Genomic DNA, 23,017 nt, shown 5'->3' with positions numbered 1-23,017 from the left:
TTATGGATTTGCGCAAAGAGAACATTCTTATAGTAGATGATGACATAGATATCTTAGAGCTATTACAAAGGCACTTGAAGTCTATGGACTACCATACCTATAAAGCAGTTTCTGTAAAAGAAGCCTTATTCATTCTAAAGGATACGTTCATTGACCTGATTATTACCGATATACAAATGCCTGAAATAGACGGACTCCAATTATTGAAGTTCGCAAACGAGCATTATCCTGAGATTCCGAAACTTGTGGTTACTGGTTACCCATCTGTAGAAGGAACTTTAGAAGTTATAAAATCAGGCGCTACAGATTATTTAACCAAACCCTTCACTAAAGCAGAATTAAAAGAAGCTGTTGAAAAGGCACTTACGCAAAATGCATCCCGTAAAAAAGCAAAAAGCGTCCATGTAAAAACTAACGCGAATACGTATTCAGATATGGTAGGTGCATCTGAAGCTTTTAAAAAGGTTACCAATATCATTGAACGCGTAAAAGATAATAAGGCTACAGTAATAGTTACCGGTGAAAGTGGTACGGGTAAAGAGTTGGTTGCGAGGGCTATTCATTATTCAGGTAAGTTTTCTAGAGAGCCATTTATAGCCGTTAACTGCGCCGCCATACCAGAAAATCTTCAAGAAGCTGAACTTTTCGGGTATATAAAAGGTGCCTTTACAGGTGCCAACGAAAATAGAAACGGCTTTTTTCAAGCTGCAAAAGGCGGCACCTTGTTTTTAGATGAAATTGGTACAGCATCCTTAGCCGTACAGACCAAATTACTACGCGCTCTTCAAGAAAAAGAAATTACCAGAGTAGGTTCACAAAAGGTTGAAAAAGTAGATATCCGTATAATTGCGGCAACCAATGCCAATTTACTGGAAGAAATTAAGAACAATACCTTTAGAGAAGATTTGTATTACAGATTAACTGTTGTAGAAATCAATGTGCCTCCCCTACGCGAACGTAAATCTGATATTGCTATTTTGACGGAAAAATTTTTACGTAAATACGGTATAGAATTTAAAGATCGGTTACTTCGTATTTCTCCAGAAGCATTACAAATACTGCAGCGATACAATTGGCCTGGAAATATTAGGGAGTTAGAGAACATAATACAACGTGCCGTAATTATGGCAGATGGTAGTATTGAAGTAAAAGATCTACCCGAATTTTTAAAGTACCAGATTGATTTTCCAGAGAACGAATTACGCCCGCTACGTACCATGGAAAAAGAATATATACAACGCGTATTAGCTCACACAAAAGGCAACAAAACCAAAGCTGCTAAAATTCTTCAAATAGATCGCAAAACCCTGCGTGAAAAATTAAAATAACACCGGGTATTCCCTCCCCAGTTGGGTAATTTCTCCCCAATTAAAAAAAATTACTCAAATTATTATCGAAAACAATTAACTGAATATCAGGTATTTACAAAATTACCTGCATTTTAATTTCATACTAGGCACATCAATTGCATAATAGACCACAAACAGAAACTATAAGAAATAGTTCTAGTAGTTGGTGATATTATTTAAAAGGCAACAGATGAAATACGGCAGTCTCGTTTTTGAAGAAAGTGAGTTCTTGATAATTAAAAAGTATCTAGAACACAATGTTACCATAGAAGACTATGCACATAAAAACGTGTTAGAAATTCTAACTCAAAATATGAATATCGCTATGTGTTTAAAAGCCGAAGATATTCCGTTCGATATTATCACATTAAACACTATTCTAAAAGTTAGCGGTGCATCTGGTATACGGCAAACGTTTCAGATCGTATCGCCTAACGAAGTAGACGTTAAGAATAATAAAATTTCTGTCATCAGTAGTTTAGGCGCCTCTGTTATTGGGCGTGCCGTTGGGGATAAAATTTCATACGGACTACCAGGAGACCTTATATCATTGAAAATAACAAAAGTTAACCAATCAAATACAGCCAACAAAAACACAACTGAAGATCAAAAGACCAAAAAAGAAACTATTCATTAATTATAAATTATTCAATTATGTTAAAATACGCAATTACTCTATTATTTTCAGTAAGTCTATTAAACGCTCAAAGCAACACTACAAACCAAACCGAGGTTAACGTCGGTGATGTTTTTGAAATTGGAAAACCAGAATCTAACAAATATAAACACATAGATTTTCCAAGAGAAAACTTCATTATTAAGCGTGGTGGCATAGCCAATTATAGGCGTGCCCATGGCGAAGAAGTTGTAGTAACAGCAGTTAAGGAGTTAAAAGACGGTACTACACAAATTAAAATTAAACGCAATGATGGTGGTCGTTTTTTCAATAGTCATACTGTTGTTACTGCAGACTATAAAGACGCCATTACATCGGGTGAATTACAAGCTCTATAATTTTTTTTAGTTGGTTGATGATCCACTTGGCTTCTATAAATAAGTTGGCTGATTTATTAAGAATCAACCAAGTGGATTTCTTTTAAAAGTAGCACTTTCAAATTTATTCATAACCCTAGAACTAAACTCATGTTTATAAAACTAAAAACATCGCAAAGATTACATGCCGGCTTTATATTGGCCATCGCGTTTTTATTGGTGTTGGGTTCTAATAGATTATATCATAGACATTTTTCTACGCTACAGAACACCGTAAATTCTGTATATGATGATAGGGTTAAAGTTCAAGATTACATTTATCAATTGAACAATATTTTCCACACAAAAAAACTACGATTTATAACTGAAGAGAATTTTACTGATCTAGCAACTGAAAACGAGAAAGCAGAAAAATTACTTTCAGATTTTGCGCTAACAGAACTAACTACTAAAGAATATAGTGCACTAAACGAATTAACTTCTCAGTTCCATAAACTTAAAACATTTGAAAACAAGGTTTTACAATCCCAAGATAATCTTAGCAATGGGGTTGCATTACTCTCACTACAAACTCTAAAAAAAATAGATGAAAAATTAGATGTACTGGCAACAATACAATTAAAAGAAAGCAAGCAAATGACACAGCTTTCTAACAAAGCTTTAGAAAGCAACTTACTACTATCTAGATTATCACTTGGCTTTTTAATATGTATTGGCGTTGCCTTGTTGGCATTAATTTTTTATCCCATAAAAACTAAAGAATCCGTCCTAGATTAAGGGGCAATCAAATACATCTTAATATGAGCTCGATGAAAAATTATATGCGGAGCATATGCTCAACATGTACCCACGCTACATACTGTTCATTAACAATAAACAAGAATAGCATTTATGCGTGCAGCGAATATTTTCATTTTCTAGATATCACTAACGAACCCGTTTTGGTAGTATCTAATGAAATGTCTAGTAGTGAATTAAACAAAGAATTAGTCTTAAACTAAATAGAATGATAGCAAAAGTAGCATCTAAAAAAGCGCCTAAACAAGGCATGCTAGACAATGTAATGCGACAATTTGATAATGCCGCAGATATTATTGACCTAAACGCCAATATTAGAAAAATTCTTGAGGTAACAAATAATGAGATCGTTGTACATTTTCCTGTTCGGATGGATAATGGTGAAGTGGAAATTTTTACCGGTTATCGTGTACAGCATAACAATGCATTGGGGCCGTATAAGGGCGGCTTACGTTATCACCCTACCGTTGATATAGATGCAGCAAAAGCACTGGCAATGTGGATGACCTGGAAAACCTCTTTGGCAGGTTTGCCATATGGTGGTGCCAAGGGTGGAATTCAACTAGACCCAAACAAATATTCAAATTCTGAATTAGAACGTATAACCAGAAGGTTCACCTACGCATTAGGAGATAATATTGGTCCGGAATTAGATATTCCTGCACCAGATGTAAATACCAATCCGCAGACCATGGCTTGGATTTTAGACACCTATATGTCTACCAAATCTCCTGCAGAACGGTCTACCAATATGCACGTAGTTACAGGTAAACCTATTGGTGCGGGTGGCTCAAAAGGTCGTGATAGAGCTACGGGATATGGAGTATTTCTTACTATTAAATTTTGGGCAGAAAGTCATAATGTAGATTTAAAGGACAAAAAATTCATAGTACAAGGTTTTGGTAATGTTGGGTATTGGGCAGCCTATTTCTTGGTCAACGAAGGTGCCATTTTAACCGCGGTCCAAGATGCCTATGGTAGTATAGCAAATGAAGAAGGTATAGATGTAGATCAATTATTAGCATACGCTAAGGGCAATAAAGGCAGTATTCTTGGCTATGCAAAAGCAAGAACGATCAATAGCAAAGATTTCTTTTCTTTAGACTGTGATATATGTATACCTGCTGCATTAGGTAACCAGATTACGCCTAAAAATGCCAACAAGATAAAAGCTTATTTAATTGCCGAAGGTGCCAACGGACCTACAGATGTAGATGCTGAAGAAATTCTATTGAAAAAAGGCATCGACATCATTCCTGATATTCTTTGCAATTCTGGTGGTGTAATTGGCAGCTACTTTGAGTGGTTACAGAACCGAAATGGCGAAATATGGTCTTTAGACGAGGTCATGGAAAAGCTGGAAAAGAAAATGAAAGAATCTTTTACAACCGTTCTAGAAACATCGAAAAAGAGAAAAGTAGACATGCGTACCGCTGCCTTTGTAATCGCTATTGAAAGATTAGAAGAGGCGTACGTACAACGTGGTATTTTTCCATGATCAGTAAAACAGTATTTAAATAATGGTGATGATTTTAAGAAGTATGTAGTTAATACTGCCACATTGGGCGTGGTCGAAATTATTTGAAATAAGCTAGCCAATGTTCTCGGCTGCGCTTAAAATGGCAATGAACAATACTTTTAGAATTACATCGGAATAAAATAAGAAAAAATGAAGTACGGTAATCTAGTTATAGAAAAGAAAGAATACGTGTTACTTAAAAGGTTTATGAACCTATCGGGTTATTATAAAGATGATACGCTACGCAAATCTGTCCAAAAATTGGTAGGAGAATTAGAAACTGCTACCGTTTGCGATGCATCAGACATGTACGATGATGTTATACGGTTCAATACAACGGTTACTATAGTATCTGAAAACGGTTGGCAAAAAAAGTTCAAGCTGGTAATGCCAACGGACAGTGATATAAAGAATGATAAAATATCTATACTCACCCCAATGGGTGCAGCGGTTATTGGTTACAGCGAAGGGGATTCCATTACTTGGGAGTTTCCATCCGGAGAACAAAAGCTAACAATTGAAAAAGTAGAACAAGAAAATCAGCATATGAATATAAATATGGTATTATGATTACATCAAAACATTTTTATCCGCATGAATCTGACAAAAGAATAATGGTGAAGAAGGATAAGTTAGAAATTAACAACTGGACAGATGAACTAGAGTTTCTAAATAAGGAAATCGAATTCTATTTGGACATTGAAGATAGCATCATACAAAGCTCAAAATTATACCAAGAGCTACACCGTATTCGTAGGGAAAATGCATTAATGCTGGCAGCATTATACAAATATGACAATGCCGTAAGTAAAGCAATTGAATGTGATACTATCGCCTGTGACGCCTATTATCTTAATCACCATGAAAAGAAAAGAGATGCCTACCTATCGCTGATTCAAAATTACAGAAACCTAAAACTAAAAGTATTGTCACAAATATTAATACAAGCAAAAAGTTAAGTGAATTAGAAACTACCATTGCAAACCAAACCCACCAAACCTCTAAAACATACCGTCATGGAAAATAGAATATTATTACCAACAGATTTTTCAAAAAACTCATGGAATGCTATACAGTACGCCATTAAATTATTTGAAAATAAAAAATGCTCATTTTACATTTTACATACCTATTCTAAAGAAACCCATGGCTTGGACAGTTTAACATTACTAGATCCAGATGAAGCCTTTAACAAAATGTCTGAACTAAAATCAAGACAAGGTTTGGGCAATATTCTGGTGCGGCTATCAAAATTTCAGAATAAAAATCACCAATTTCATGTAGTATCTGAATCTACGCTACTTTCAAACGCAATAAAAACTCTGAATAAAGAGCTCCGTTTTAAAATGATAGTAATGGGTGCCAAGGGTATGACAAACCAAAAAGGAGAAACGTATGGTAAACAAACCTTAGATATATTAAAACAGATAAGAAAATGTCCGGTTTTGATAGTGCCTACCAAAGTAGATTTTAATTACCCAAAAGAAATTGTTTTAAGTACTAATTTCAATACCAAAATTAATGTATCTGAAATAAAGTACCTGGTAGATATTGCCAAATTAAGTAATGCCAGCATACAAGTACTAAGTCTAACAGCTCCCCACAAATTAACCTTTAATCAAAAAAGAAATAAAGTATTTATTCGTAAACAGCTCAAAGATGTAGCGCATAAGTTTAATTCCTTACGAAATGTAAATATGGCTATTGCCCTAAGCTGTTTCGTAGAAATTAGAGAATCTAACATGATTAGTTATATAGATAGAAAACCCTCGTTTTGGGAAAGACTAGGTTTTGGTAAATTATCATTAAGAAAATTAGGCTATTATGCAAATGTGCCCGTATTGGCACTGCATGCAAAGTAAACTTTTAAGTTCATAATCGTCGTTTCTGGCTAATGCATATTGTACCTTTGTATCGTTATATTGAATAGAAACAATGGACGACGATTTTCATAGAATACTGTATAATTATCTGGTAGAAACGGGACTAAGCGAAAAAGCGGCAGCGTATTTAAACCTTGCTATTTTATTGGTCTTTGCGTTGGTATTGGCATATTTTTTAGATCTTATCATCTGGAAAGTATTACGATCGGTCTCATTAAAACTTGCCCGAAAATCAAAAACCAATTTCGATAATTTTCTAGTCGCCAATAGAGTGCCAAGGTACCTTGCACATATTATACCCTTAAGCATTTTGGTTGAACTTGTACCGTTTGGGTTTATTGGTTTGGATTATGCAGAAAAAATAGCATTAAAATTTTTAAATGTACTGTTTGTTGTTCTTACACTCTACGTTGTTAAAAGTGTTTTTACAAGTATTAACGATTATTTAAAGACCAAGCCAAGGTTTAGAGACAAACCAATGGGCAGTTATATACAGGTCTTTATGATCTTCGCTTGGGTGGTAGGTATATTCACCATTTTTGCCATCATTACAGAAATACAGGTTTGGAAATTCTTTACCGCTCTAGGTGCGGGGTCAGCTGTAATACTTTTAATTTTCAAAGATTCTATTCTTGGTTTGGTTGCCAGTATACAGGTAAGCATAAATGATATGGTACGTATTGGTGATTGGATCAGTTTTGACAAATTTGGTGCAGATGGCGATGTTATTGAAATATCATTGGCTACGGTAAAAGTCCAGAATTTTGATAAGACCATAACCACTATACCTACCTATGCGTTAATATCCGACTCTTTTCAGAACTGGCGCGGAATGCAAGAATCTGGAGGAAGACGTATGAAACGTGCCTTGATTATAAGCCAAAAAAGCATTCGTTTCCTGTCTGATACCGATGTTGAAGAATTTCAAAAGATTCAATTAATTCAGCCGTATTTAAATACACGGTCAGCACAAATCAATACCTACAACACAGAAAACAATATCAACAAGGACCTTGCTATAAATGGTAGAAACCTAACTAATATTGGGGTCTTTAGAAAATACGTAAACGATTACCTTCAAAACCATTCTGCAGTAAATAAAGGTATGACTTTAATGGTGCGCCAATTAGCACCAACACCACAAGGTATTCCGTTAGAGGTGTATGCTTTTAGTGCTGACAAAAGATGGGAGAATTATGAGTATGTCATGGCAGATATCTTTGACCACCTCTTGTCTGCCCTACCCTATTTCCATTTACAGGTGTATGAAATACCGGTGCCAGTAGCTACTTCATAAGATTTGGTGTATTAACCTTAACTGAAAATTGTATCTTTCTTGGGTATATATGCTGTTGTGCATACTTGCATTGGTCGCTATAAACAGATAATCATGCTTAAAGAAACATTCACAAAACTTCTAACAAAATATACAGACGATGATCGTTTGACAAATATATTGTGGACAGAAATTGAGAAAAACTATACAGACAAAAAAAGACATTATCATACATTACAGCACCTTGATAATTTATATTCTCAATTAACTATTGTAAAGGAAGAAATAAAAAACTGGGAAACCATATTATTTACACTTTATTACCACGATATAATCTACCATGCTACAAAATCTGACAACGAAGAAAAAAGTGCTGAACTTGCTGAAAAGCGCATGATGGAAATTTCGGTTTCTAAGGAGATTATTGAACATTGCAAGAAACAAATTTTAGCTACCAAATGGCATCATAATTCAATTGACAGCGACACTAATTATTTTACAGATGCCGACCTTTCCATTTTAGGCCAAGATTGGGATACATACCAATTGTATTATAAAAATGTTAGAAAAGAATATGCTATCTATCCCGCATTCATTTATAATCCTGGGCGTAAAAAAGTTCTCAATCATTTTTTGTCGATGGACAGAATATTTAAAACCAACTTTTTTTACAACAAGTTTGAAGAACAAGCTAAACAGAACTTACAGCGGGAACTAGATTCATTATGACAAAAGTAAAAACATCATATGATTAAATTCTTTTTAAAAGCAAAACATTGGCAACTATTCATTTTAATATTTGGTATTCCCTTGGCTTATCAACTATTCACTATATCTCAATTATTTGGACCACAAAAACATCTAAACCCAATAACAGATAGTGGAGTTGGCGCAACTGAAGTTCTAAACGACAACATCATTTATTTTGACTATTTCCCATATGTAATGATTTTATTCGTTGTTATGTTCTTCGGTTGGTTTTGGTCTATCGCAATCGGACTTCAAAAAAAAATTCCTTCAGAAATTAAAATGAAGGTTGAAAAATTTAAAATTTTATTCTTCATTCCTCTTATCTACATTATATCCATAATGCTTTTTATAAGCGGACTATTTTCCGGAACAGGAACTAATAGTTTCTCATTTATCGGTTGGCCTTTGTTTATTATTTCATTACTTCACCTATTCTCCATGTTCTGTATGTTTCATTCTATGTATTTTGTTGCCAAAACAATTAAAACTGCAGAATTAAAACGAAAAGTAGTGTTTGGAGATTTTGCCGGAGAATTTTTCCTCTTATGGTTCTATTTTATTGGTATATGGATTATTCAGCCAAAAGTGAATAAACTTTTTCTACATAAAACTACAGTAATTAATAATAGTCAAATGCAGTAAAACACAATAGTTATGAATACAAAGAATCTATATAAACTAACAGATGAAGAATTAATAATTGAAAAAAAGAATCTAAAAAAGTCTAAAATTATTAATGCATTTGTAATTGGGTTTCTTGCCAGTATAATTGCTATAGGAATTGTTTCTTCAATTTACGGGAAAAATTATTCCATTCTTATTCCGTTATTATTTCCTATTTATTTTATTTATCGAATAATCAGCAATTCTACTAAAAACAATGAGTTAGAAACGGTTTTGAAAGAGCGAAATATCTAAAACAAATATAAGCTTCTTTATTCCCCTACTCTGTACGGTACAATATTTAAACTAAAATGAAAAACATAATCTTATTTACATTATTACTTGTTTTAACTGTAATCTCTTGCAAAACGATAGGAAAAAAAACAGATACTAACCCCAGTATTGAAATTGACTGGACAACAGATTTAAAAGGAGACTTTTCCTTTAAAGAAAAATGGAGTTATAAAGAAGGAGTCTATAAAAACAGTCATGGTCAACTAAGTTGCGATGGCGATTGCCCTGCAGCAATTGACCGAATGAAAGATAAATCAGGTAAAATTTACAAAGATTCCTTATCCGAATTTTACAAAATTATAGACACCACCCACGTTTACCATTCTTTAATATCTGAGAACAGAATGTATGAATATTCAGGTATCGATTTTATTGAGTTCAAGAAACTAAAGAATGGAACGATACTAGGAGAATCTGTAAGCAATGTCTCTACACACAGTAATTTAATCATAGCATTGAAAAATAATTCTTGTACTGCTTCTGTCTACTTCAATAGCATAAGAGATTTAGGTGTACACACCTTCCCTTTAAAAAGCGGAACTATTAAAATAGACAAAACCCTATTTGAAAACGGAATTATAAAAGCCGTGTTCGATTTTGAATTTATAAATACTTTAGAGACAGATAAACAGTTATACTGGAAGGGAAATATGTATAGTAGAGTTCAAATTAAATAAATACTCCCCACAAAACACGACCGGTCAAATGAACGAAAATCTTAAGCAATACGAGCAGTCAATTAAGAAAAAACACAGTTTTAGTTGGTCTCCCAAATTTGAAGAGGAAATAAAAACCGATTTGAATAAAACAGTCATTATAAATGTCGTCAACAAAACTTTTGAAAAGTTAGGGTGGGATATTGTTTACTATGATGAGAGAAATGCCGAAGCGAAACGAAAAGGAGATTGGAACCGTTGGACCGAAAAAATCAATGTCTCATTTAAAAACGGCAAATTAACCGTTAAAAGTGTTTCTCTAGGCAACGAAATGTGGGATAACGGCAGAAACTCAAAAAGGGTCAAATTATTCATACACGCATTTCAACAAACCGAAAAAGAATTTGATCATGAATCTATTGCAGCATTAGAAAAGGAAATTGAAAAAGCAAACAATTGGGATGACTACGTAATACCAGAAAATTTACCAAAGCCTAAAAACAAAACAAAACCTCAGATTTGGATTCCGATTATTGGCGGTTTAATTACAGCGCTCATAGTTGGCTTTGTCGTTGCTTTTCTATCTGTTAAAGGCATATACTTCATTGGTGTTTTTGAGGTTGTTGTAGCAATTATTCTAGGCTATGTACTTACGCAACTCATCAAATTAAGCAATTATACATTTTATGATCACTTACACTATTTACTTATAGCAATGATAGTGGTAACTTATGTATCCAATCAATACTTTCAGTATCAAATAATATTGAACGAAAATAACTTTGAAGCTTTTAGCTTTTGGGAGTTTCTACAAGTGAGGTTTGATGCTGGTTTAACCATTAAAAATACAAATACAGGATGGATCGGTTTAGTTATAAGTTGGATCGTTCAATTAGTAATTACCTATTACGTGGGTCTTTTGAGATTTGTTTCTGGTTTAACAGCTTATCAGCTTAAAAGAGTGCCAACAGAGGTTATTGATTTTGCCTACTATCATTTTGTAAAAGAAAAAACAGAGCAACAAGTTAGAACTGAACTATCAAAAATGGGTTGGACAGCTGCTCAAGACCAAGATGAAGTTTTTGAATCGATTGGTGCAATAGCAGGAGCTACCAAGTTAAATAGAATGGAATAAGCAGTTTTATAACTTCACTTAATCATTAACGTTAGGCTTCTGTATAAAATGGAACACGAAATGAATACAAAAGAAATTTTTAATATTGGTTGTAATAAAATTCATGAAAACTTTATAGATTTTGGATTTAAAGCAATAAAAAAAGGTCAGGTATTAAAAAAATCTTCTGATAATAGATTATTTGATTTCGTCATTACCTTTTCATCAAGTTCAAAAAACTGGAGTGGTTCTGTAGCTGTAATCCCATATATTTCAGTAGAATCAAAACAATTGAAAAAGTGGCGAAAAGAGAAGTATAATTCTGAAGATGTAAGTGCTATTATTTTTCGCACAAGTTTAGAAAGTATAACTCCGCTAAAAGGAAAAAATAATGAGTGGAATATGGCAATAAATAATCAAGAAAATAGTATTCCTAAATTATCAGAAACCATTAAAAAATATGTGTTTCCCATTTTTGAAAAATTTGAAAATATTGAGCATCTCTTAAGAGAAATTACTCAAAATGGATTACAATTAAATGAACATTTTAATTCAAAAAACCAAAACTTACCCATAGACTTTCTTCTATACTATGGTGACTTAAAAACTGCAGAAGTAGCTTTTAATAATTATTTGAATACTCAAAAATTAAAAGGAAGAGCAACAAGTTTTTATAAAAAAATTGAAGAAGACAAGAATACTTCTTATGGTAATATGACAGATATTACTATGAAAAAGGCATTTATAAACGAATTAAAAATTCAATCATAAAAGAAAAATACTAAACTATTTAAACTGAATTAATGAAAGACGGATTCTTTACCTCGTTACAAAAACTAAGACAAGAAATTAAACCTCTTGACAATACTTCTGTTCTAGATGTTGAAAAAAAGTACAGTATTAAATTTCCAGAATCATATATCAACTTATTACGATTTCAAAATGGTGGATATTTAGATTATTCCAATTACCCTATCGGGTTATTAAAGATTAAAGTCCCTTTTTCAGATGATACTTTAACAATTAGAGGGCTATGTGGAATTAGAAATGAATCTAGAGATTATGATATTGAAGAAAATACAGACCTTTTAGAAGAATGGGGTTTAGATAAAACTAAATACGTAGCATTAGATAACGATGGTCATTGGTGGATATGTTTTGACAAAACACAACTGAACCAAAATGGAGAACCAAAAGTTGTACATATTGAACTTGAATATGGCGACAGCCCTGTTATAACCGTTTTAGCAGACAGTTTTTCAAACTTTTATAAGTAACCTACAACCAAAAGAGTTGTAAGTATCACTGGGAACAGACAAACTTAACTTTAAAAAAGTCAACCCCCATTCTTCTAAAATGCTGTTTTTATTTAAGAGGAACTAGGTAGAAGCTATTAAATTGGTGAAAAAGATTAAGATTTCTTATTTTCCAATATATACTTTTAGTATTGCTTTACGTATTCAAAAAAAATATCCTCTACCCCTTTCTTACAACTGTAAATTAAATAACTACACATAAAAAATGTTGATAGGTAAAAGAAATATAAATAGCATTTTAAGGTTATATAAAACCAATTAATTCACGAACATTAAATAAGTATCTATGTTAGAAATTCTCGCAATTGGTTATTTTACCAAAAAAATCAGAACAATAGCTGATGAAAAAAATATAAAACCTAGTAAATGGATTTGGAGGTTAGTTCTTACTTGGTTTGGTGTAGAAATAGTCACTATAATTTTAATTTTTGCACTAACAAATACTGATATAGACGATGGTATTTTTATTGCTGTTCTACCTGCCCTGTTAATGGCAGCACTAAGTGCTTTTTATACAGTGGAACAGCTTAAAAAAGAGCCAAAAATACCTTACGATGAAATTAAACCTGATGCAATTGAAGCTTAAATAATTATCATTTAGTGCATTAGCTATACTTCTAATACTTACAAACTAGATGTTCACTCTTATCTATTGAACTTATAGAACATAGGAACTATTACTTTTAAAAACTGTTTAATAAAAAAAACAACTATTAGTATTAATATATGAGATCTGAACTAAAACCTAATTTAGAAATTGCTCGTAAATTATATCCTGTAGTAAAGCAAAAAATTCTTGATTTTACTGAGTATTGGGAAAACCACCCTGACAAAGCAGAATTACAACATGCTCAGGTAAAACTAGATTTAGAAGAACTGACAAGAAAAAATCTATCTGAATTTAATTTGTGGGAATATTGGGAAGCTGACGGAATCGAAAATTTATCCTTTAGAATATCGCTACCTAATCCAGTCAAAATTACGGACTTTGAGAAAAATGAATTAAAGGAAATATTGGTAAAAATAAAAACTTTTGAAAACCCTGAAAAATATGAAGATGATCAAATTGCAATGTTAAACTGGGCTAATGAATCTTCTTTCTACAAAAAATTATTAGACATAAATTTCGTGAATTACGAACACAAATATTTCAACCGGAATAAAGATAAAAATGGAAATTATTTTGAATACACGGTTGATGAAATCTTTGATTTTATTTGGTAAGAATGTGGCGTTACCAAATGAAACTGCCCTTTAAAAATTTAGACTTCCAATAAATAACTTTATAAACCAAAACCAACCTTGAATATGAAAAACACATTTAAAAAAAAGCAAGAACTATCTCAAGATCAAAAAGCCAAAACCTTTTGGAGTTGGTTTGAAAAAAATCAAAATAAATATCTTTTTTTATCTGATGTAGATGAAGAGGAAAAAGAAAACTTATTGAATATTTTTTTAGAAGAACTACAAAAATTCAACGAGCATCTGTACTTTGAAATTGGTGGTCACCCAGATGATGAAAAAGTAGAGTTAATAATATCTGCAGAAGGCAATACAGATTTTTTTCCGGCAGTTGAAGACTTAACAGCATACGCCCCTAGCCTTAAAAATTGGGAAATCATAGCTTTTAAACCACCAATGGGAAAGGGGTTTAAAATGGAATTTCATGGAATTAAATTTGATCCTGAAACAATTATTTATGTACCATTACATTCTGAAAATAATCCTAATTCTATAGGCATAAACGTATGTTATCCCGATTTTGAAGAATCTGAAAAAGAAGTTTATCTAACGGGTACTTTTTTAATGTTAGACACTATACTTGGCGAAAAATCTTCAGCATTGGATATTGACTATTTAAACGTAATAAAAACACCCGAAGATATTGCTGAATACAATTTTTCTCATCTTTCAGATATCGCAGAATTTGTTGACGAGAAGAAAAACACTTAAAAATAACACCACCCACCTTCCTTCTCTGTTTAACACAGTATTTATTCTCTAATTACATATCTTTATGGTAGCAGCTTTCAAGCTATAATAAAGAGTAGATAAACTCCGGATTAGCCCTTTAAGCATTCTTTTGAATTTTTATTTACCTGAAGCTATACCTCTGGGCATTTAAATCTCGATTATCTAATTAAAATGACGAATAAAATAGCAATTTTATATCAGGCAAAACTCCCACCTATTAAAAATGGAATTCAGAAACCAATGAAACCTGGTGGGTATTCAGATAGTGGAGCGGACATAGCTTATGAATTGAAAAAAAACGGCATTCACATAATTACACCAATTGAAAATCCTGATAATAACATTGATTTGGATTGGGTCTTTCCAGATACAAAAGAGGGCATTGAACATGCCATAAGTAAAGGAGCAGACACATTTTGGTTGAATACCGTTTTATATAAAAAGCATGAAATTGAGCACTTTTTTGACAAAAAACTTCAATTTATAGGGCAATTACCTGAAAAAGTGGACATTTATGATAAATATTTTACGAACGAATTATTACGAAAAAATCAAATTCCGGTTCCTAAATCAGAATTAATCACCTCAAAAGACCTTACCGAATACAAATTAAGTTTAAATTTCCCTTTGGTCGTTAAACCCATAAGAGGTCGTGGAAGTCAAGGAGTAACATTGGTAAAAAATCAAAAAGAATTAGACAACAGCCTTAGAAATATATTCTCTGATAAAGAATATGGAGACATCGTACTTCTAGAGCAATATTTAAATGGTCAAGAAATAACAATTACCGTAATGCCTTCAGGCACATATGTAATTAACCATAACGAAACAAAACTCGAAACCCCTTGGTGCCTACCTGCAGTAAAAAGATTTAACCATAAAGATGGTATAGCGCCATACAACGGTAATATAGCTGTAATCAATAATAGTTTGGTATTGAATGATGCCGAACTGAAATCTAAAGAAATTTTAGAAGTATATAGCCATTGCCAAAAAGCTGGGGAACTGCTACAAATAAATGCACCTATTCGTATAGACTGCCGTGCAGATGAAAATGGAAAGTATTATTTATTCGATTTAAATATGAAACCTAACATGACAGGGCCTTCTAGACCACAAAGACAAAATCAAGATAGTTTAACACTACTCTCTGCAAGAAAAATAGGCTGGAATTATTTTGAACTTCTAAAAAATATGATAAGACAATCGTGGATCGTCTAAATTCATCATTTTAGTTTAATTGCGCCTAAACTAATACAACAAAGCATATGCAAAAACGTTAAAAACCCAAACGATAGTAACATCAACGCTATGGGCATATTCAAAAAGCTATTCGGTTCAAAAGATAATGAAGAACCAAAAAAGGAAACTCAGAACAAACCTATTTCTAAATCTTATGATGACATTTCTTGGATGACGGATATAAGAAGAGAAAATCTAGATATTTGTTTTAATGCCGGCTTTAAACCTACCATCTCGCTACCAACAGAACTAGGCAGACAATTAAGACCTTCTATAGAAATAGCAAATAGACTACATGCTATAAAAGCATTGGTACTATGGTTAATGGTACCTGAAGAAAATTTACCTAAAGAACACATCTTAAGTTTTATTGAAAATAATGATCTTGAAGATTTCATGACCCAAAATGAAAAAGCAATCTTAGATACACCAAGAGATGATGAACAAGCAAGAAACGCTATAGGTTGGAAATTTGAAAATGCATGGCCGTTAGCTTGGCATTTTGGATACAAAGAACCTGAAATAACCGGGCAAATGATGGCAGGCGACCAAATGCAAGATATTTTAAGTAATTATACATGTAAATTAGATGGCAGAATAGCAGAGTGGATAAAAGATAAGGAACAAGTTTCAAAAGACGATTTGATGCAGAAAGAAGACTTGTTCTACTGTTTACATAACGCAGTTAGAAGTGCACAATTAGGCAGTGATACGGTTCCTGCCGGTTTTGACCCTATGGGCAATGGTGGTGTAATCCATGAAAGAAGACATTCATTAACGTATATGGTTTCTAAAGATACCAGTTGGGAAGAAACTGATTTAAGTACCTAAAGCAACTTTACTCAAAATAGCTTAACAGACCGTAAACGGCAAGTAAGTATCAATTGAATAAAAACTACTTAAAATCAGAAAAATGAAATTATTCCCAACAATTGAAGAAGTATTTAAAAATCCTAAAAAACACTTTAAATATGTCTTTTTTCCATTATTATCCATCGATTTAAAAGAACATAACCTAGGCGAAGGTTTGGTTCATTTTGTTTCAGTTTGGGGAAATGGTGATCCTGATGAAGAATTAGAACCTGGAAATTTTGAATACAATTACATTAAGTTTCAGCGCGAAGGAAATAAATATGTTTTCAATGGAAAACTAGAGGGTATTGAAACATTCAATAAGATTGAAGATTGGTATAATGAAGCTCTCAACGAATATGAAGAAAATAAAGCAGAGTATTTAAAAACACGAGACCGAAAAGAAGTAAAAGAAAGTGCTTTAAATAAAAGCCTGGAAAAAAGAAATGCTATTGATTTTGATTATTACCATTATTCAAAAGGACTTTTTAATTACTGGATAACTAGAGATAAATATTCAGAAACTAAAAAATTTATTCAAGGCGGATTTTATTCGGATGCCAACAGTGGTCATGAGCGAGAAATATTTGAACAAATTGGCGGTGAAATTAATTACGATGAATTTGAATATTTCATAGAATTGTTAGAGCAAACTAACGAAGTAAAAGAGGATAAAAAATTTATTGGTTCTGTAACTGGATTTAATTATATAAGTTTCGGAGAAGATGAGATTCATTTATTCCTTGACGATAAAAAAGGTGAAGTCATTATATATGCTGATTGGAGCTAAATAAACTAAAAAAAAAATTATGCCATTTCCTGTAGATGAAAAGTACATAATAGAAACTGAAACTGAGTTGAATGTAAAATTTCCACCTGACTTCAAAAACAGAATGATAAAATCTAATGGTGGAGAAATAGATTCAGATGATTATTTTTTTCAACTTCACCCATTTTTTGATAGATCTGATAAAAAGAGAATAAGTAGAACATGCAACCATATTGCACTTGAAACCAAAAATGCACAGGAATGGAAAAATTTTCCAAAAAACACAATTGTAATAGGAGATGGTGGTTCTGGAGATTTACTATTTTTACAGCATAATGGTAACGGAATTCTATCTGATGACATTTACTTATGGGATCACGGGGAAATTAAAAAAATAGCAAGATCAATTGTAGAATTAGATGGTTAAAAATCAATAAACCAACTACTCAACACCTTAAAATTTAGATACTTAAATAAATTTTATTTTCTATTATTAAAACACCCTTCCTAATTTTTAATACAGGTAGCTAAGACAATTCCACAATTAACAACCATGACCATATTCTCTTATCATCTTGTCAAAATACCATTTGCTTTGGCAGTTAAGGGCTTATTAACTAACCCCATAGATAAGAAAACAAAGGGTCTGGTTCATGCCGAGTACATGTCTGCAATGACATTAGGTTCTCCTATTATTTCAACCTCTAGATTTCTTATAAATCAGGTTGCTATTTTTGCACAATGGGAAAATGAAGAAGCACTTGAGAACTATCTTAGAAATAAAAAATTCGGTCAAATTTTAAACCAAGGGTGGCATGTTCGACTATTATTCATGCGAGAATGGGGGAAAATAACCGGATTCAAAATTCCTAAAGAGAAAGCAAAATTAGAAAACGAATCATCTACAGTAGTCGCTGTTACCATTGCCAGAATGAAACCCTTTGCCATACCAAGGTTTTTAAAATGGGGAAGACCTGTTGAAAAACTGGTTAGAGATCATTCCGGAACTATTTTTTCATTGGCATCCATTAAATTTCCTAATACAGTATCTACATTTTCTATTTGGAAAACAGAGAAAGAAATGACTAACATGGTTCATGGTCATAGCAATATGCCAAAACCCAAAAGACATTCAAATGCCATGAAAGAAAGAGATCGAAAAGATTTTCATTTCCAATTCACTACGCTACGTTTTAAGCCTATTTCAGAATTTGGAGAATGGAAAGGACAGCATAACTTTATTTCAACCGGGCAATTGTACAAAAGCAGTTAAATGGAATTTGCGCCTTTAAAACAAAACTTTCAAGATTGGATAACCCAACAATGGGTAATTCTATTTGGTAAAAAAATCAATGCGGCTGAAAACAAATGGTTACTTGGTCCTTTCGGAGAAAAGAACGGCATTGGCTTAAAATTCATTCAGCAATTAGCTGAAAAAGAAAACTTGCTACTAGATGACAAACAGGTAGACAAAGGTTTGTTGCTGTCTATAAGTCAATTAAACTTACCAGAAAATCAACGAAACAAATTATCTAAAGACGTCATTGATTTTTACGAAAACACAAGTAATTACGATTTTGACTTGGGAGTAAAATGGAATCCGGTTTTCAAAGTATTTGGAGGATTATTAAAAATCTTGTTCAGTAATCGTATTCAGCAGCTAAATATCCCTATGGGTACCGGTAAACAATCTGAAGTTCTACAGAGTAAAATTATTCATTTAATAGATAAAAAAACGAAAGTAGTTAAGCGAACGATATGGCTCAGGACTTTCAAGAAATCTGGTCAGGTAGTATATTCTGGTGTATATGAACCGTGTACACTACCAAATGGCACTGGTGGTATAAAAGCTATTTTTCCTTTACCCAACGGTAGTGCAACCGTTATTTTAAACCCCGTAGTAAGTGATAATGGTGAACTCATTTTAAACTCATCGGGTAAAAAAATAGGTGATAGCGGATTTTACTTCCTACTACAAGACGCTAAAAAGAATTTATGGACCAAGTTTATAAAATCATTTAAAGATCAACTGGTGGTAAGTTCAGAAAATGAACAAATAACTGCAATACAGACTTTAACTTTATGGAATTTAAGAGTCTTACAATTCACCTATAACATCAAGAAACTAAATACAATAAAAAGATAATACCCTTCTTAAATCACTTCGAATTAAACCTATAAAAAGGCAAGATTTTATAACTTCAACAGAAGGATAATACTAATTTTGTATAAGTACCTTCAATTTAGGGAAATCTCTTATTAACCTAAATAAAATTCAGTTATTTGCCCTAAAGAATATTCATGAAATTAAAGATTGATAAGTTTGTCTTTTTTATAATTATTGCAATAGCATTAGCATACCTATTTCCACAATGGGGAACACAGGAAGATAAATTCCCTATAAATGCAATTAGTAGTATAGGAATTTCACTTATTTTCTTTTTTTACGGTCTCAAGTTAAGTCCAGAGAAATTAAAACAAGGACTCAAAAATTGGAAATTACATCTAGTGGTACAAGGAACTACTTTTTTGCTTTTCCCTTTGTTGGTTTTACTTTTACATCCATTCATACAAAATGAAGAACAAGAAAACATTTGGTTGGGTTTCTTTTTTTTGGCTGCACTACCATCTACAGTATCATCTTCTGTTCTTATGGTCTCATTAGCAAAAGGTAATATACCAGCAGCAATATTCAACGCCAGTATTTCTGGAATTATAGGCATTGCCCTTACCCCATTGTGGATGGGACTTTTTGTAAGTGATTTACAAACCGACTTCGATTTTACAGAAATTTATATTAAACTAATTGTACAAATAATAATACCTGTAATAATTGGTCTTCTTTTGCATCGTTTTTTAGGTTCATTTGTATTGAAACATAAAAGTAAAATAACGCTGTTCGATAAATCGATAATTTTACTGATTATCTATAAAAGTTTTTGTGAATCTTTTGAAAAGAATATTTTTAGTGCTGTCTCTATATTAGATTTACTACTCCTATTAATAGGTGTCTTATGTTTGTTTTCTATTGTCTTTTATCTCACCAAATTAGTTTCAAGAAAACTTCAGCTCAATACAGAAGATCAAATTACCGCCCAATTTTGCGGTACTAAAAAATCATTGGTTCATGGTACCGTTTTCTCTAAAATACTATTTGGCAACATGGCATCTATTGGTATCATCTTATTACCGCTCATGTTGTTTCATGCCATACAAATACTAATAATTAGTGTTGTAGCGACAAAACTATCGGTTAGAAAATTAGAAGAACTTTAGAAGTTCAATTAAATTTACTTGCCTTTTTAATTATAAAAAGAATATGTCAGTATATCAGAAAGTTGAAGCATTAGCATCAAAAGTGTTTAAGAAGAATACCATTTTTAAATATGGTTTTAATCTTTCACCCATGTACAAAAGAAGTACTGCCAAAATAATTGAGGTATCAGAAGATTTATTACACGTTAGAATTAAATTACCGCTATCTTATAAAAACAAAAATTACGTCAATTCCATTTTTGGTGGTAGTCTATTCTCTGCCGTAGATCCTATACCTATGATTCAGCTTTTAAGCATTATGGGCAACGACTATGTTGTTTGGGATAAATCTGCTGAAATATTCTTCAAAAAACCGGCAAAAGAAAATCTATATGCAGACTTTAATTTTTCTGAAGATGAGCTTGCAGAAATTAAAGCTCAGGTAGCCGAAAAGAAAGAAGTTGATGTTATTAAAACCACGCAGCTTACCAATAAAGAAAAAACCCAAGTGTTTTGTGAGGTTAGAAAAACAATTTACATAGCTAACAAAGCGTATTTTAAAGAGAAGCGTAAGAAAAACAAGTGATTAGTGCTTAGTTGTTGGTTGTTGGTTGTTGGTTGTTGGTTGTTGGTTGTTGGTTGTTGGTTGTTGGTTGTTGGTTGTTGGTTGTTGGTTGTTGGTTGTTGGTTAGGAAAGTAATATATATTTTTTTCATAAGAGTTGAACATATTCTTTACCAATTATAAACCACTGAAATCAAGTTTAATAAATCTGAAAAAATCGTAAATTTTAAATTGAATTTTTAATGCTATAAATTTGCATTAGCTTTAAGTATTCTAAGAAATAGTATCTTTATTTTTCACCCACTATAACTCAAATATTTAAGAACCAAAAGTGGGTAATAAATCAATTAACAATATAACATAGCGTACAAACATGAAAAATTTATTCTTCCTAATAGCAATGACAATAAGCTTTATTAGCTACGGACAAACTATTACCGGTCAATGGGAAACTTATGATGATGAGACAAACGAGAAAAAAGCGCTTATTGAAATCTACAAAACCAATGATACGTATTTCGCCAAAATAGTCAATAGCTATAAAAGTGATGCAGACAAAGTTTGCGACAACTGTAAGGGGGCTAAAAAAGGTCAAAAAATAAGAGGTCTAGTTATCATCGAAGACATTAAAAAAGACGGCGATGAATATAACGACGGTACAATTCTAGATCCAGAAAACGGTAAAGAATATAAGTGTTATTTAGAGCTGGAAGAACCTAACAAATTGAAAGTAAGAGGTTATTTAGGCTTTTCGCTTTTAGGAAGAACGCAATACTGGATCAGAAAGCAATAAATAATTAAATGCAAACTATACTTGGGGCAAACGGTCAAATCGCAATTGAATTAGCAAAAGAGCTAAAGAAAAAGTATACTTCTAACATAAGGCTTGTAAGTCGGGATCCGAAAAAAGTAAACGATACCGACACGCTTTTTTCTGCCAATTTATTAGACAAGCAAAAAACCGAAGAAGCCGTAAAAGGAAGTGAAATTGCATATTTAACGGTTGGTCTACCCATGAATACCAAAATGTGGGTAGACCAATTTCCAATAATGATGCGTAATGTTATCGATGCTTGCAAAAAGCACCATACCAAATTGGTGTTCTTTGATAACACCTACATGTATGCACAAAATGAAACTCCTTTAACCGAAGAGAGCGAATTTGCACCTGTAGGACCAAAAGGAAAAGTAAGAGCAGAAATTACTACCATGATTTTAGATGAAATGGCTGCAAATAATTTAGAAGCAGTTATTTGTAGAGCTCCAGAATTTTATGGTCCTGATAAAACGCAGAGCATCACCAACGCCATCATTTTCGACAATATAAAACAAGGCAAAAAATTAAAAGTATTTATTAGTGACACTATCTTAAGAACACTAATATGGACACCAGATGCCAGTAAGGCTATGGCATTAATAGGCAACACGCCCAACGTCTATAATCAAACCTGGCACCTACCCTGCGATGATAACCGATTAACCTATGAACAGCTTATAGCGTTGACCTCAAAGATTTACGGCAAACAATTTTCATATACCGTAGTACCAAAAATTGCTTTTAAAATAGGTGGTATTTTTAAGTCACAGATGAAAGAGTTAAAAGAATTGTTACCAAGGTACAAGCATGATAACATTTTCGTTTCTACCAAGTTTAAAAACAGATTTCCAGATTTTGAGGTTACCACCTATCAAGAAGGCATTGAGCAAATTAAGAATGAGCAATAGCATATTAAACTGAAAGCCAACAAAA

General features: G+C 32.5%; 30 protein-coding genes. 29 read left to right on the top strand and 1 reads right to left on the bottom strand.

Annotated features, from left to right (window positions below; translation table 11 throughout):
• Nucleotides 1-2: 2 nt before the first annotated feature.
• The 27 genes from P177_RS06740 to P177_RS06610 all read left to right on the top strand — a co-directional run bounded on the left by P177_RS06740 (nt 3) and on the right by P177_RS06610 (nt 21,289).
• Complete coding sequence (locus tag P177_RS06740; protein WP_036153239.1) at nt 3-1,328, top strand: sigma-54-dependent transcriptional regulator; 1,326 nt, start codon at nt 3-5, stop codon at nt 1,326-1,328.
• 211 nt (nt 1,329-1,539) lie between these two features.
• Nucleotides 1,540-1,986 carry a GreA/GreB family elongation factor gene (locus tag P177_RS06735; RefSeq protein WP_036153236.1) on the top strand — a complete coding sequence of 149 codons (447 nt, stop codon included), beginning with the start codon at nt 1,540-1,542 and terminating at the stop codon, nt 1,984-1,986.
• 17 nt (nt 1,987-2,003) lie between these two features.
• Nucleotides 2,004-2,363, top strand: a complete 360-nt coding sequence (locus P177_RS06730) for a hypothetical protein (RefSeq protein WP_036153234.1) — start codon at nt 2,004-2,006, stop codon at nt 2,361-2,363.
• 129 nt (nt 2,364-2,492) lie between these two features.
• Nucleotides 2,493-3,119: an MCP four helix bundle domain-containing protein gene (locus P177_RS06725; protein ID WP_036153231.1), complete on the top strand. Its 627-nt coding sequence runs from the start codon at nt 2,493-2,495 to the stop codon at nt 3,117-3,119.
• 229 nt (nt 3,120-3,348) lie between these two features.
• A complete protein-coding gene (locus tag P177_RS06720; RefSeq protein ID WP_036153229.1) occupies nt 3,349-4,638 on the top strand; it encodes a Glu/Leu/Phe/Val family dehydrogenase in 1,290 nt (429 codons plus the stop codon).
• A gap of 171 nt (nt 4,639-4,809) precedes the next feature.
• On the top strand, nt 4,810-5,229 hold the full coding sequence (locus tag P177_RS06715; protein ID WP_036153226.1) for a GreA/GreB family elongation factor: 420 nt from the start codon (nt 4,810-4,812) through the stop codon (nt 5,227-5,229).
• On the top strand, nt 5,226-5,618 hold the full coding sequence (locus P177_RS06710) for a hypothetical protein (protein WP_157486482.1): 393 nt from the start codon (nt 5,226-5,228) through the stop codon (nt 5,616-5,618). Before P177_RS06715 ends, P177_RS06710 begins: the two co-directional genes overlap by 4 nt.
• Before the next feature lie 57 nt (nt 5,619-5,675).
• Nucleotides 5,676-6,521 (top strand): universal stress protein, encoded by an 846-nt coding sequence (locus P177_RS06705; protein ID WP_036153222.1) that lies wholly within the window; start codon nt 5,676-5,678, stop codon nt 6,519-6,521.
• A 73-nt stretch (nt 6,522-6,594) separates the two neighbouring features.
• Entirely contained in the window at nt 6,595-7,839 is a 1,245-nt protein-coding gene (locus P177_RS06700) for a mechanosensitive ion channel family protein (protein WP_036153219.1), read from the top strand.
• Between the two features lie 93 nt (nt 7,840-7,932).
• Nucleotides 7,933-8,547: an HD domain-containing protein gene (locus P177_RS06695; protein WP_036153216.1), complete on the top strand. Its 615-nt coding sequence runs from the start codon at nt 7,933-7,935 to the stop codon at nt 8,545-8,547.
• Nucleotides 8,548-8,565: 18 nt separating this feature from the next.
• Nucleotides 8,566-9,210, top strand: a complete 645-nt coding sequence (locus P177_RS06690) for a hypothetical protein (protein ID WP_036153214.1) — start codon at nt 8,566-8,568, stop codon at nt 9,208-9,210.
• Nucleotides 9,211-9,222: 12 nt separating this feature from the next.
• Nucleotides 9,223-9,486: a hypothetical protein gene (locus tag P177_RS06685; protein WP_036153211.1), complete on the top strand. Its 264-nt coding sequence runs from the start codon at nt 9,223-9,225 to the stop codon at nt 9,484-9,486.
• 56 nt (nt 9,487-9,542) lie between these two features.
• Complete coding sequence (locus P177_RS06680) at nt 9,543-10,202, top strand: hypothetical protein (RefSeq protein WP_036153209.1); 660 nt, start codon at nt 9,543-9,545, stop codon at nt 10,200-10,202.
• A 28-nt stretch (nt 10,203-10,230) separates the two neighbouring features.
• Nucleotides 10,231-11,316 carry a hypothetical protein gene (locus P177_RS06675; protein ID WP_036153207.1) on the top strand — a complete coding sequence of 362 codons (1,086 nt, stop codon included), beginning with the start codon at nt 10,231-10,233 and terminating at the stop codon, nt 11,314-11,316.
• Nucleotides 11,317-11,376: 60 nt separating this feature from the next.
• Nucleotides 11,377-12,066: a DUF4304 domain-containing protein gene (locus tag P177_RS06670; protein ID WP_167333098.1), complete on the top strand. Its 690-nt coding sequence runs from the start codon at nt 11,377-11,379 to the stop codon at nt 12,064-12,066.
• A 32-nt stretch (nt 12,067-12,098) separates the two neighbouring features.
• Nucleotides 12,099-12,572 (top strand): SMI1/KNR4 family protein, encoded by a 474-nt coding sequence (locus P177_RS06665; RefSeq protein ID WP_036153195.1) that lies wholly within the window; start codon nt 12,099-12,101, stop codon nt 12,570-12,572.
• A 325-nt stretch (nt 12,573-12,897) separates the two neighbouring features.
• Nucleotides 12,898-13,197 carry a hypothetical protein gene (locus tag P177_RS06660; RefSeq protein ID WP_036153192.1) on the top strand — a complete coding sequence of 100 codons (300 nt, stop codon included), beginning with the start codon at nt 12,898-12,900 and terminating at the stop codon, nt 13,195-13,197.
• A 140-nt stretch (nt 13,198-13,337) separates the two neighbouring features.
• Complete coding sequence (locus P177_RS06655; RefSeq protein ID WP_036153189.1) at nt 13,338-13,835, top strand: hypothetical protein; 498 nt, start codon at nt 13,338-13,340, stop codon at nt 13,833-13,835.
• Between the two features lie 84 nt (nt 13,836-13,919).
• The gene (locus P177_RS19360) at nt 13,920-14,564 is read left to right on the top strand and encodes a hypothetical protein (RefSeq protein WP_051941742.1); all 645 of its coding nucleotides are present in this window, start codon (nt 13,920-13,922) and stop codon (nt 14,562-14,564) included.
• Nucleotides 14,565-14,756: 192 nt separating this feature from the next.
• Entirely contained in the window at nt 14,757-15,806 is a 1,050-nt protein-coding gene (locus P177_RS06645; RefSeq protein ID WP_036153187.1) for an ATP-grasp domain-containing protein, read from the top strand.
• A 90-nt stretch (nt 15,807-15,896) separates the two neighbouring features.
• Nucleotides 15,897-16,658: a DUF4272 domain-containing protein gene (locus P177_RS06640; protein ID WP_036153186.1), complete on the top strand. Its 762-nt coding sequence runs from the start codon at nt 15,897-15,899 to the stop codon at nt 16,656-16,658.
• Nucleotides 16,659-16,740: 82 nt separating this feature from the next.
• A complete protein-coding gene (locus tag P177_RS06635) occupies nt 16,741-17,469 on the top strand; it encodes a hypothetical protein (protein ID WP_036153185.1) in 729 nt (242 codons plus the stop codon).
• 19 nt (nt 17,470-17,488) lie between these two features.
• On the top strand, nt 17,489-17,875 hold the full coding sequence (locus P177_RS06630; protein ID WP_036153184.1) for an SMI1/KNR4 family protein: 387 nt from the start codon (nt 17,489-17,491) through the stop codon (nt 17,873-17,875).
• A 126-nt stretch (nt 17,876-18,001) separates the two neighbouring features.
• The gene (locus P177_RS06625) at nt 18,002-18,721 is read left to right on the top strand and encodes a hypothetical protein (protein ID WP_036153183.1); all 720 of its coding nucleotides are present in this window, start codon (nt 18,002-18,004) and stop codon (nt 18,719-18,721) included.
• Nucleotides 18,722-19,594 carry a hypothetical protein gene (locus P177_RS06620; RefSeq protein ID WP_036153182.1) on the top strand — a complete coding sequence of 291 codons (873 nt, stop codon included), beginning with the start codon at nt 18,722-18,724 and terminating at the stop codon, nt 19,592-19,594.
• Nucleotides 19,595-19,749: 155 nt separating this feature from the next.
• Nucleotides 19,750-20,724, top strand: a complete 975-nt coding sequence (locus P177_RS06615; protein WP_036153181.1) for a bile acid:sodium symporter family protein — start codon at nt 19,750-19,752, stop codon at nt 20,722-20,724.
• Between the two features lie 43 nt (nt 20,725-20,767).
• Entirely contained in the window at nt 20,768-21,289 is a 522-nt protein-coding gene (locus P177_RS06610; RefSeq protein WP_036153178.1) for a DUF4442 domain-containing protein, read from the top strand.
• 7 nt (nt 21,290-21,296) lie between these two features.
• Here the strand turns inward: P177_RS06610 and P177_RS20470 are convergent, their stop codons facing one another.
• On the bottom strand, nt 21,297-21,419 hold the full coding sequence (locus P177_RS20470) for a hypothetical protein (protein WP_262493309.1): 123 nt from the start codon (nt 21,417-21,419) through the stop codon (nt 21,297-21,299).
• Between the two features lie 221 nt (nt 21,420-21,640).
• On the opposite strand from P177_RS20470, the gene P177_RS06600 reads away from it, so the two are divergent.
• Nucleotides 21,641-22,060, top strand: a complete 420-nt coding sequence (locus tag P177_RS06600) for a DUF2147 domain-containing protein (RefSeq protein ID WP_036153173.1) — start codon at nt 21,641-21,643, stop codon at nt 22,058-22,060.
• 8 nt (nt 22,061-22,068) lie between these two features.
• Nucleotides 22,069-22,992 (top strand): NAD-dependent epimerase/dehydratase family protein, encoded by a 924-nt coding sequence (locus tag P177_RS06595; RefSeq protein ID WP_036153170.1) that lies wholly within the window; start codon nt 22,069-22,071, stop codon nt 22,990-22,992.
• Nucleotides 22,993-23,017 lie beyond the last annotated feature (25 nt).

The organism is Maribacter forsetii DSM 18668, assembly GCF_000744105.1.
Classification (GTDB): Bacteria; Bacteroidota; Bacteroidia; order Flavobacteriales; family Flavobacteriaceae; genus Maribacter; species Maribacter forsetii.
The sequence above is the reverse complement of the archived record's forward strand: the minus strand, read 5'-3'. Positions and strand labels throughout refer to the sequence as shown.

Excerpts from the sequence above, each read along its gene's own strand:
- P177_RS06740 (WP_036153239.1), top strand. The coding sequence starts at position 3 with ATGGATTTGCGCAAAGAGAACATTCTTATAGTAGATGATGACATAGAT.
- P177_RS06735 (WP_036153236.1), top strand. The coding sequence starts at position 1,540 with ATGAAATACGGCAGTCTCGTTTTTGAAGAAAGTGAGTTCTTGATAATT.
- P177_RS06730 (WP_036153234.1), top strand. The coding sequence starts at position 2,004 with ATGTTAAAATACGCAATTACTCTATTATTTTCAGTAAGTCTATTAAAC.
- P177_RS06725 (WP_036153231.1), top strand. The coding sequence starts at position 2,493 with ATGTTTATAAAACTAAAAACATCGCAAAGATTACATGCCGGCTTTATA.
- P177_RS06720 (WP_036153229.1), top strand. The coding sequence starts at position 3,349 with ATGATAGCAAAAGTAGCATCTAAAAAAGCGCCTAAACAAGGCATGCTA.
- P177_RS06715 (WP_036153226.1), top strand. The coding sequence starts at position 4,810 with ATGAAGTACGGTAATCTAGTTATAGAAAAGAAAGAATACGTGTTACTT.
- P177_RS06710 (WP_157486482.1), top strand. The coding sequence starts at position 5,226 with ATGATTACATCAAAACATTTTTATCCGCATGAATCTGACAAAAGAATA.
- P177_RS06705 (WP_036153222.1), top strand. The coding sequence starts at position 5,676 with ATGGAAAATAGAATATTATTACCAACAGATTTTTCAAAAAACTCATGG.
- P177_RS06700 (WP_036153219.1), top strand. The coding sequence starts at position 6,595 with ATGGACGACGATTTTCATAGAATACTGTATAATTATCTGGTAGAAACG.
- P177_RS06695 (WP_036153216.1), top strand. The coding sequence starts at position 7,933 with ATGCTTAAAGAAACATTCACAAAACTTCTAACAAAATATACAGACGAT.
- P177_RS06690 (WP_036153214.1), top strand. The coding sequence starts at position 8,566 with ATGATTAAATTCTTTTTAAAAGCAAAACATTGGCAACTATTCATTTTA.
- P177_RS06685 (WP_036153211.1), top strand. The coding sequence starts at position 9,223 with ATGAATACAAAGAATCTATATAAACTAACAGATGAAGAATTAATAATT.
- P177_RS06680 (WP_036153209.1), top strand. The coding sequence starts at position 9,543 with ATGAAAAACATAATCTTATTTACATTATTACTTGTTTTAACTGTAATC.
- P177_RS06675 (WP_036153207.1), top strand. The coding sequence starts at position 10,231 with ATGAACGAAAATCTTAAGCAATACGAGCAGTCAATTAAGAAAAAACAC.
- P177_RS06670 (WP_167333098.1), top strand. The coding sequence starts at position 11,377 with ATGAATACAAAAGAAATTTTTAATATTGGTTGTAATAAAATTCATGAA.
- P177_RS06665 (WP_036153195.1), top strand. The coding sequence starts at position 12,099 with ATGAAAGACGGATTCTTTACCTCGTTACAAAAACTAAGACAAGAAATT.
- P177_RS06660 (WP_036153192.1), top strand. The coding sequence starts at position 12,898 with ATGTTAGAAATTCTCGCAATTGGTTATTTTACCAAAAAAATCAGAACA.
- P177_RS06655 (WP_036153189.1), top strand. The coding sequence starts at position 13,338 with ATGAGATCTGAACTAAAACCTAATTTAGAAATTGCTCGTAAATTATAT.
- P177_RS19360 (WP_051941742.1), top strand. The coding sequence starts at position 13,920 with ATGAAAAACACATTTAAAAAAAAGCAAGAACTATCTCAAGATCAAAAA.
- P177_RS06645 (WP_036153187.1), top strand. The coding sequence starts at position 14,757 with ATGACGAATAAAATAGCAATTTTATATCAGGCAAAACTCCCACCTATT.
- P177_RS06640 (WP_036153186.1), top strand. The coding sequence starts at position 15,897 with ATGGGCATATTCAAAAAGCTATTCGGTTCAAAAGATAATGAAGAACCA.
- P177_RS06635 (WP_036153185.1), top strand. The coding sequence starts at position 16,741 with ATGAAATTATTCCCAACAATTGAAGAAGTATTTAAAAATCCTAAAAAA.
- P177_RS06630 (WP_036153184.1), top strand. The coding sequence starts at position 17,489 with ATGCCATTTCCTGTAGATGAAAAGTACATAATAGAAACTGAAACTGAG.
- P177_RS06625 (WP_036153183.1), top strand. The coding sequence starts at position 18,002 with ATGACCATATTCTCTTATCATCTTGTCAAAATACCATTTGCTTTGGCA.
- P177_RS06620 (WP_036153182.1), top strand. The coding sequence starts at position 18,722 with ATGGAATTTGCGCCTTTAAAACAAAACTTTCAAGATTGGATAACCCAA.
- P177_RS06615 (WP_036153181.1), top strand. The coding sequence starts at position 19,750 with ATGAAATTAAAGATTGATAAGTTTGTCTTTTTTATAATTATTGCAATA.
- P177_RS06610 (WP_036153178.1), top strand. The coding sequence starts at position 20,768 with ATGTCAGTATATCAGAAAGTTGAAGCATTAGCATCAAAAGTGTTTAAG.
- P177_RS20470 (WP_262493309.1), bottom strand. The coding sequence starts at position 21,419 with ATGAAAAAAATATATATTACTTTCCTAACCAACAACCAACAACCAACA.
- P177_RS06600 (WP_036153173.1), top strand. The coding sequence starts at position 21,641 with ATGAAAAATTTATTCTTCCTAATAGCAATGACAATAAGCTTTATTAGC.
- P177_RS06595 (WP_036153170.1), top strand. The coding sequence starts at position 22,069 with ATGCAAACTATACTTGGGGCAAACGGTCAAATCGCAATTGAATTAGCA.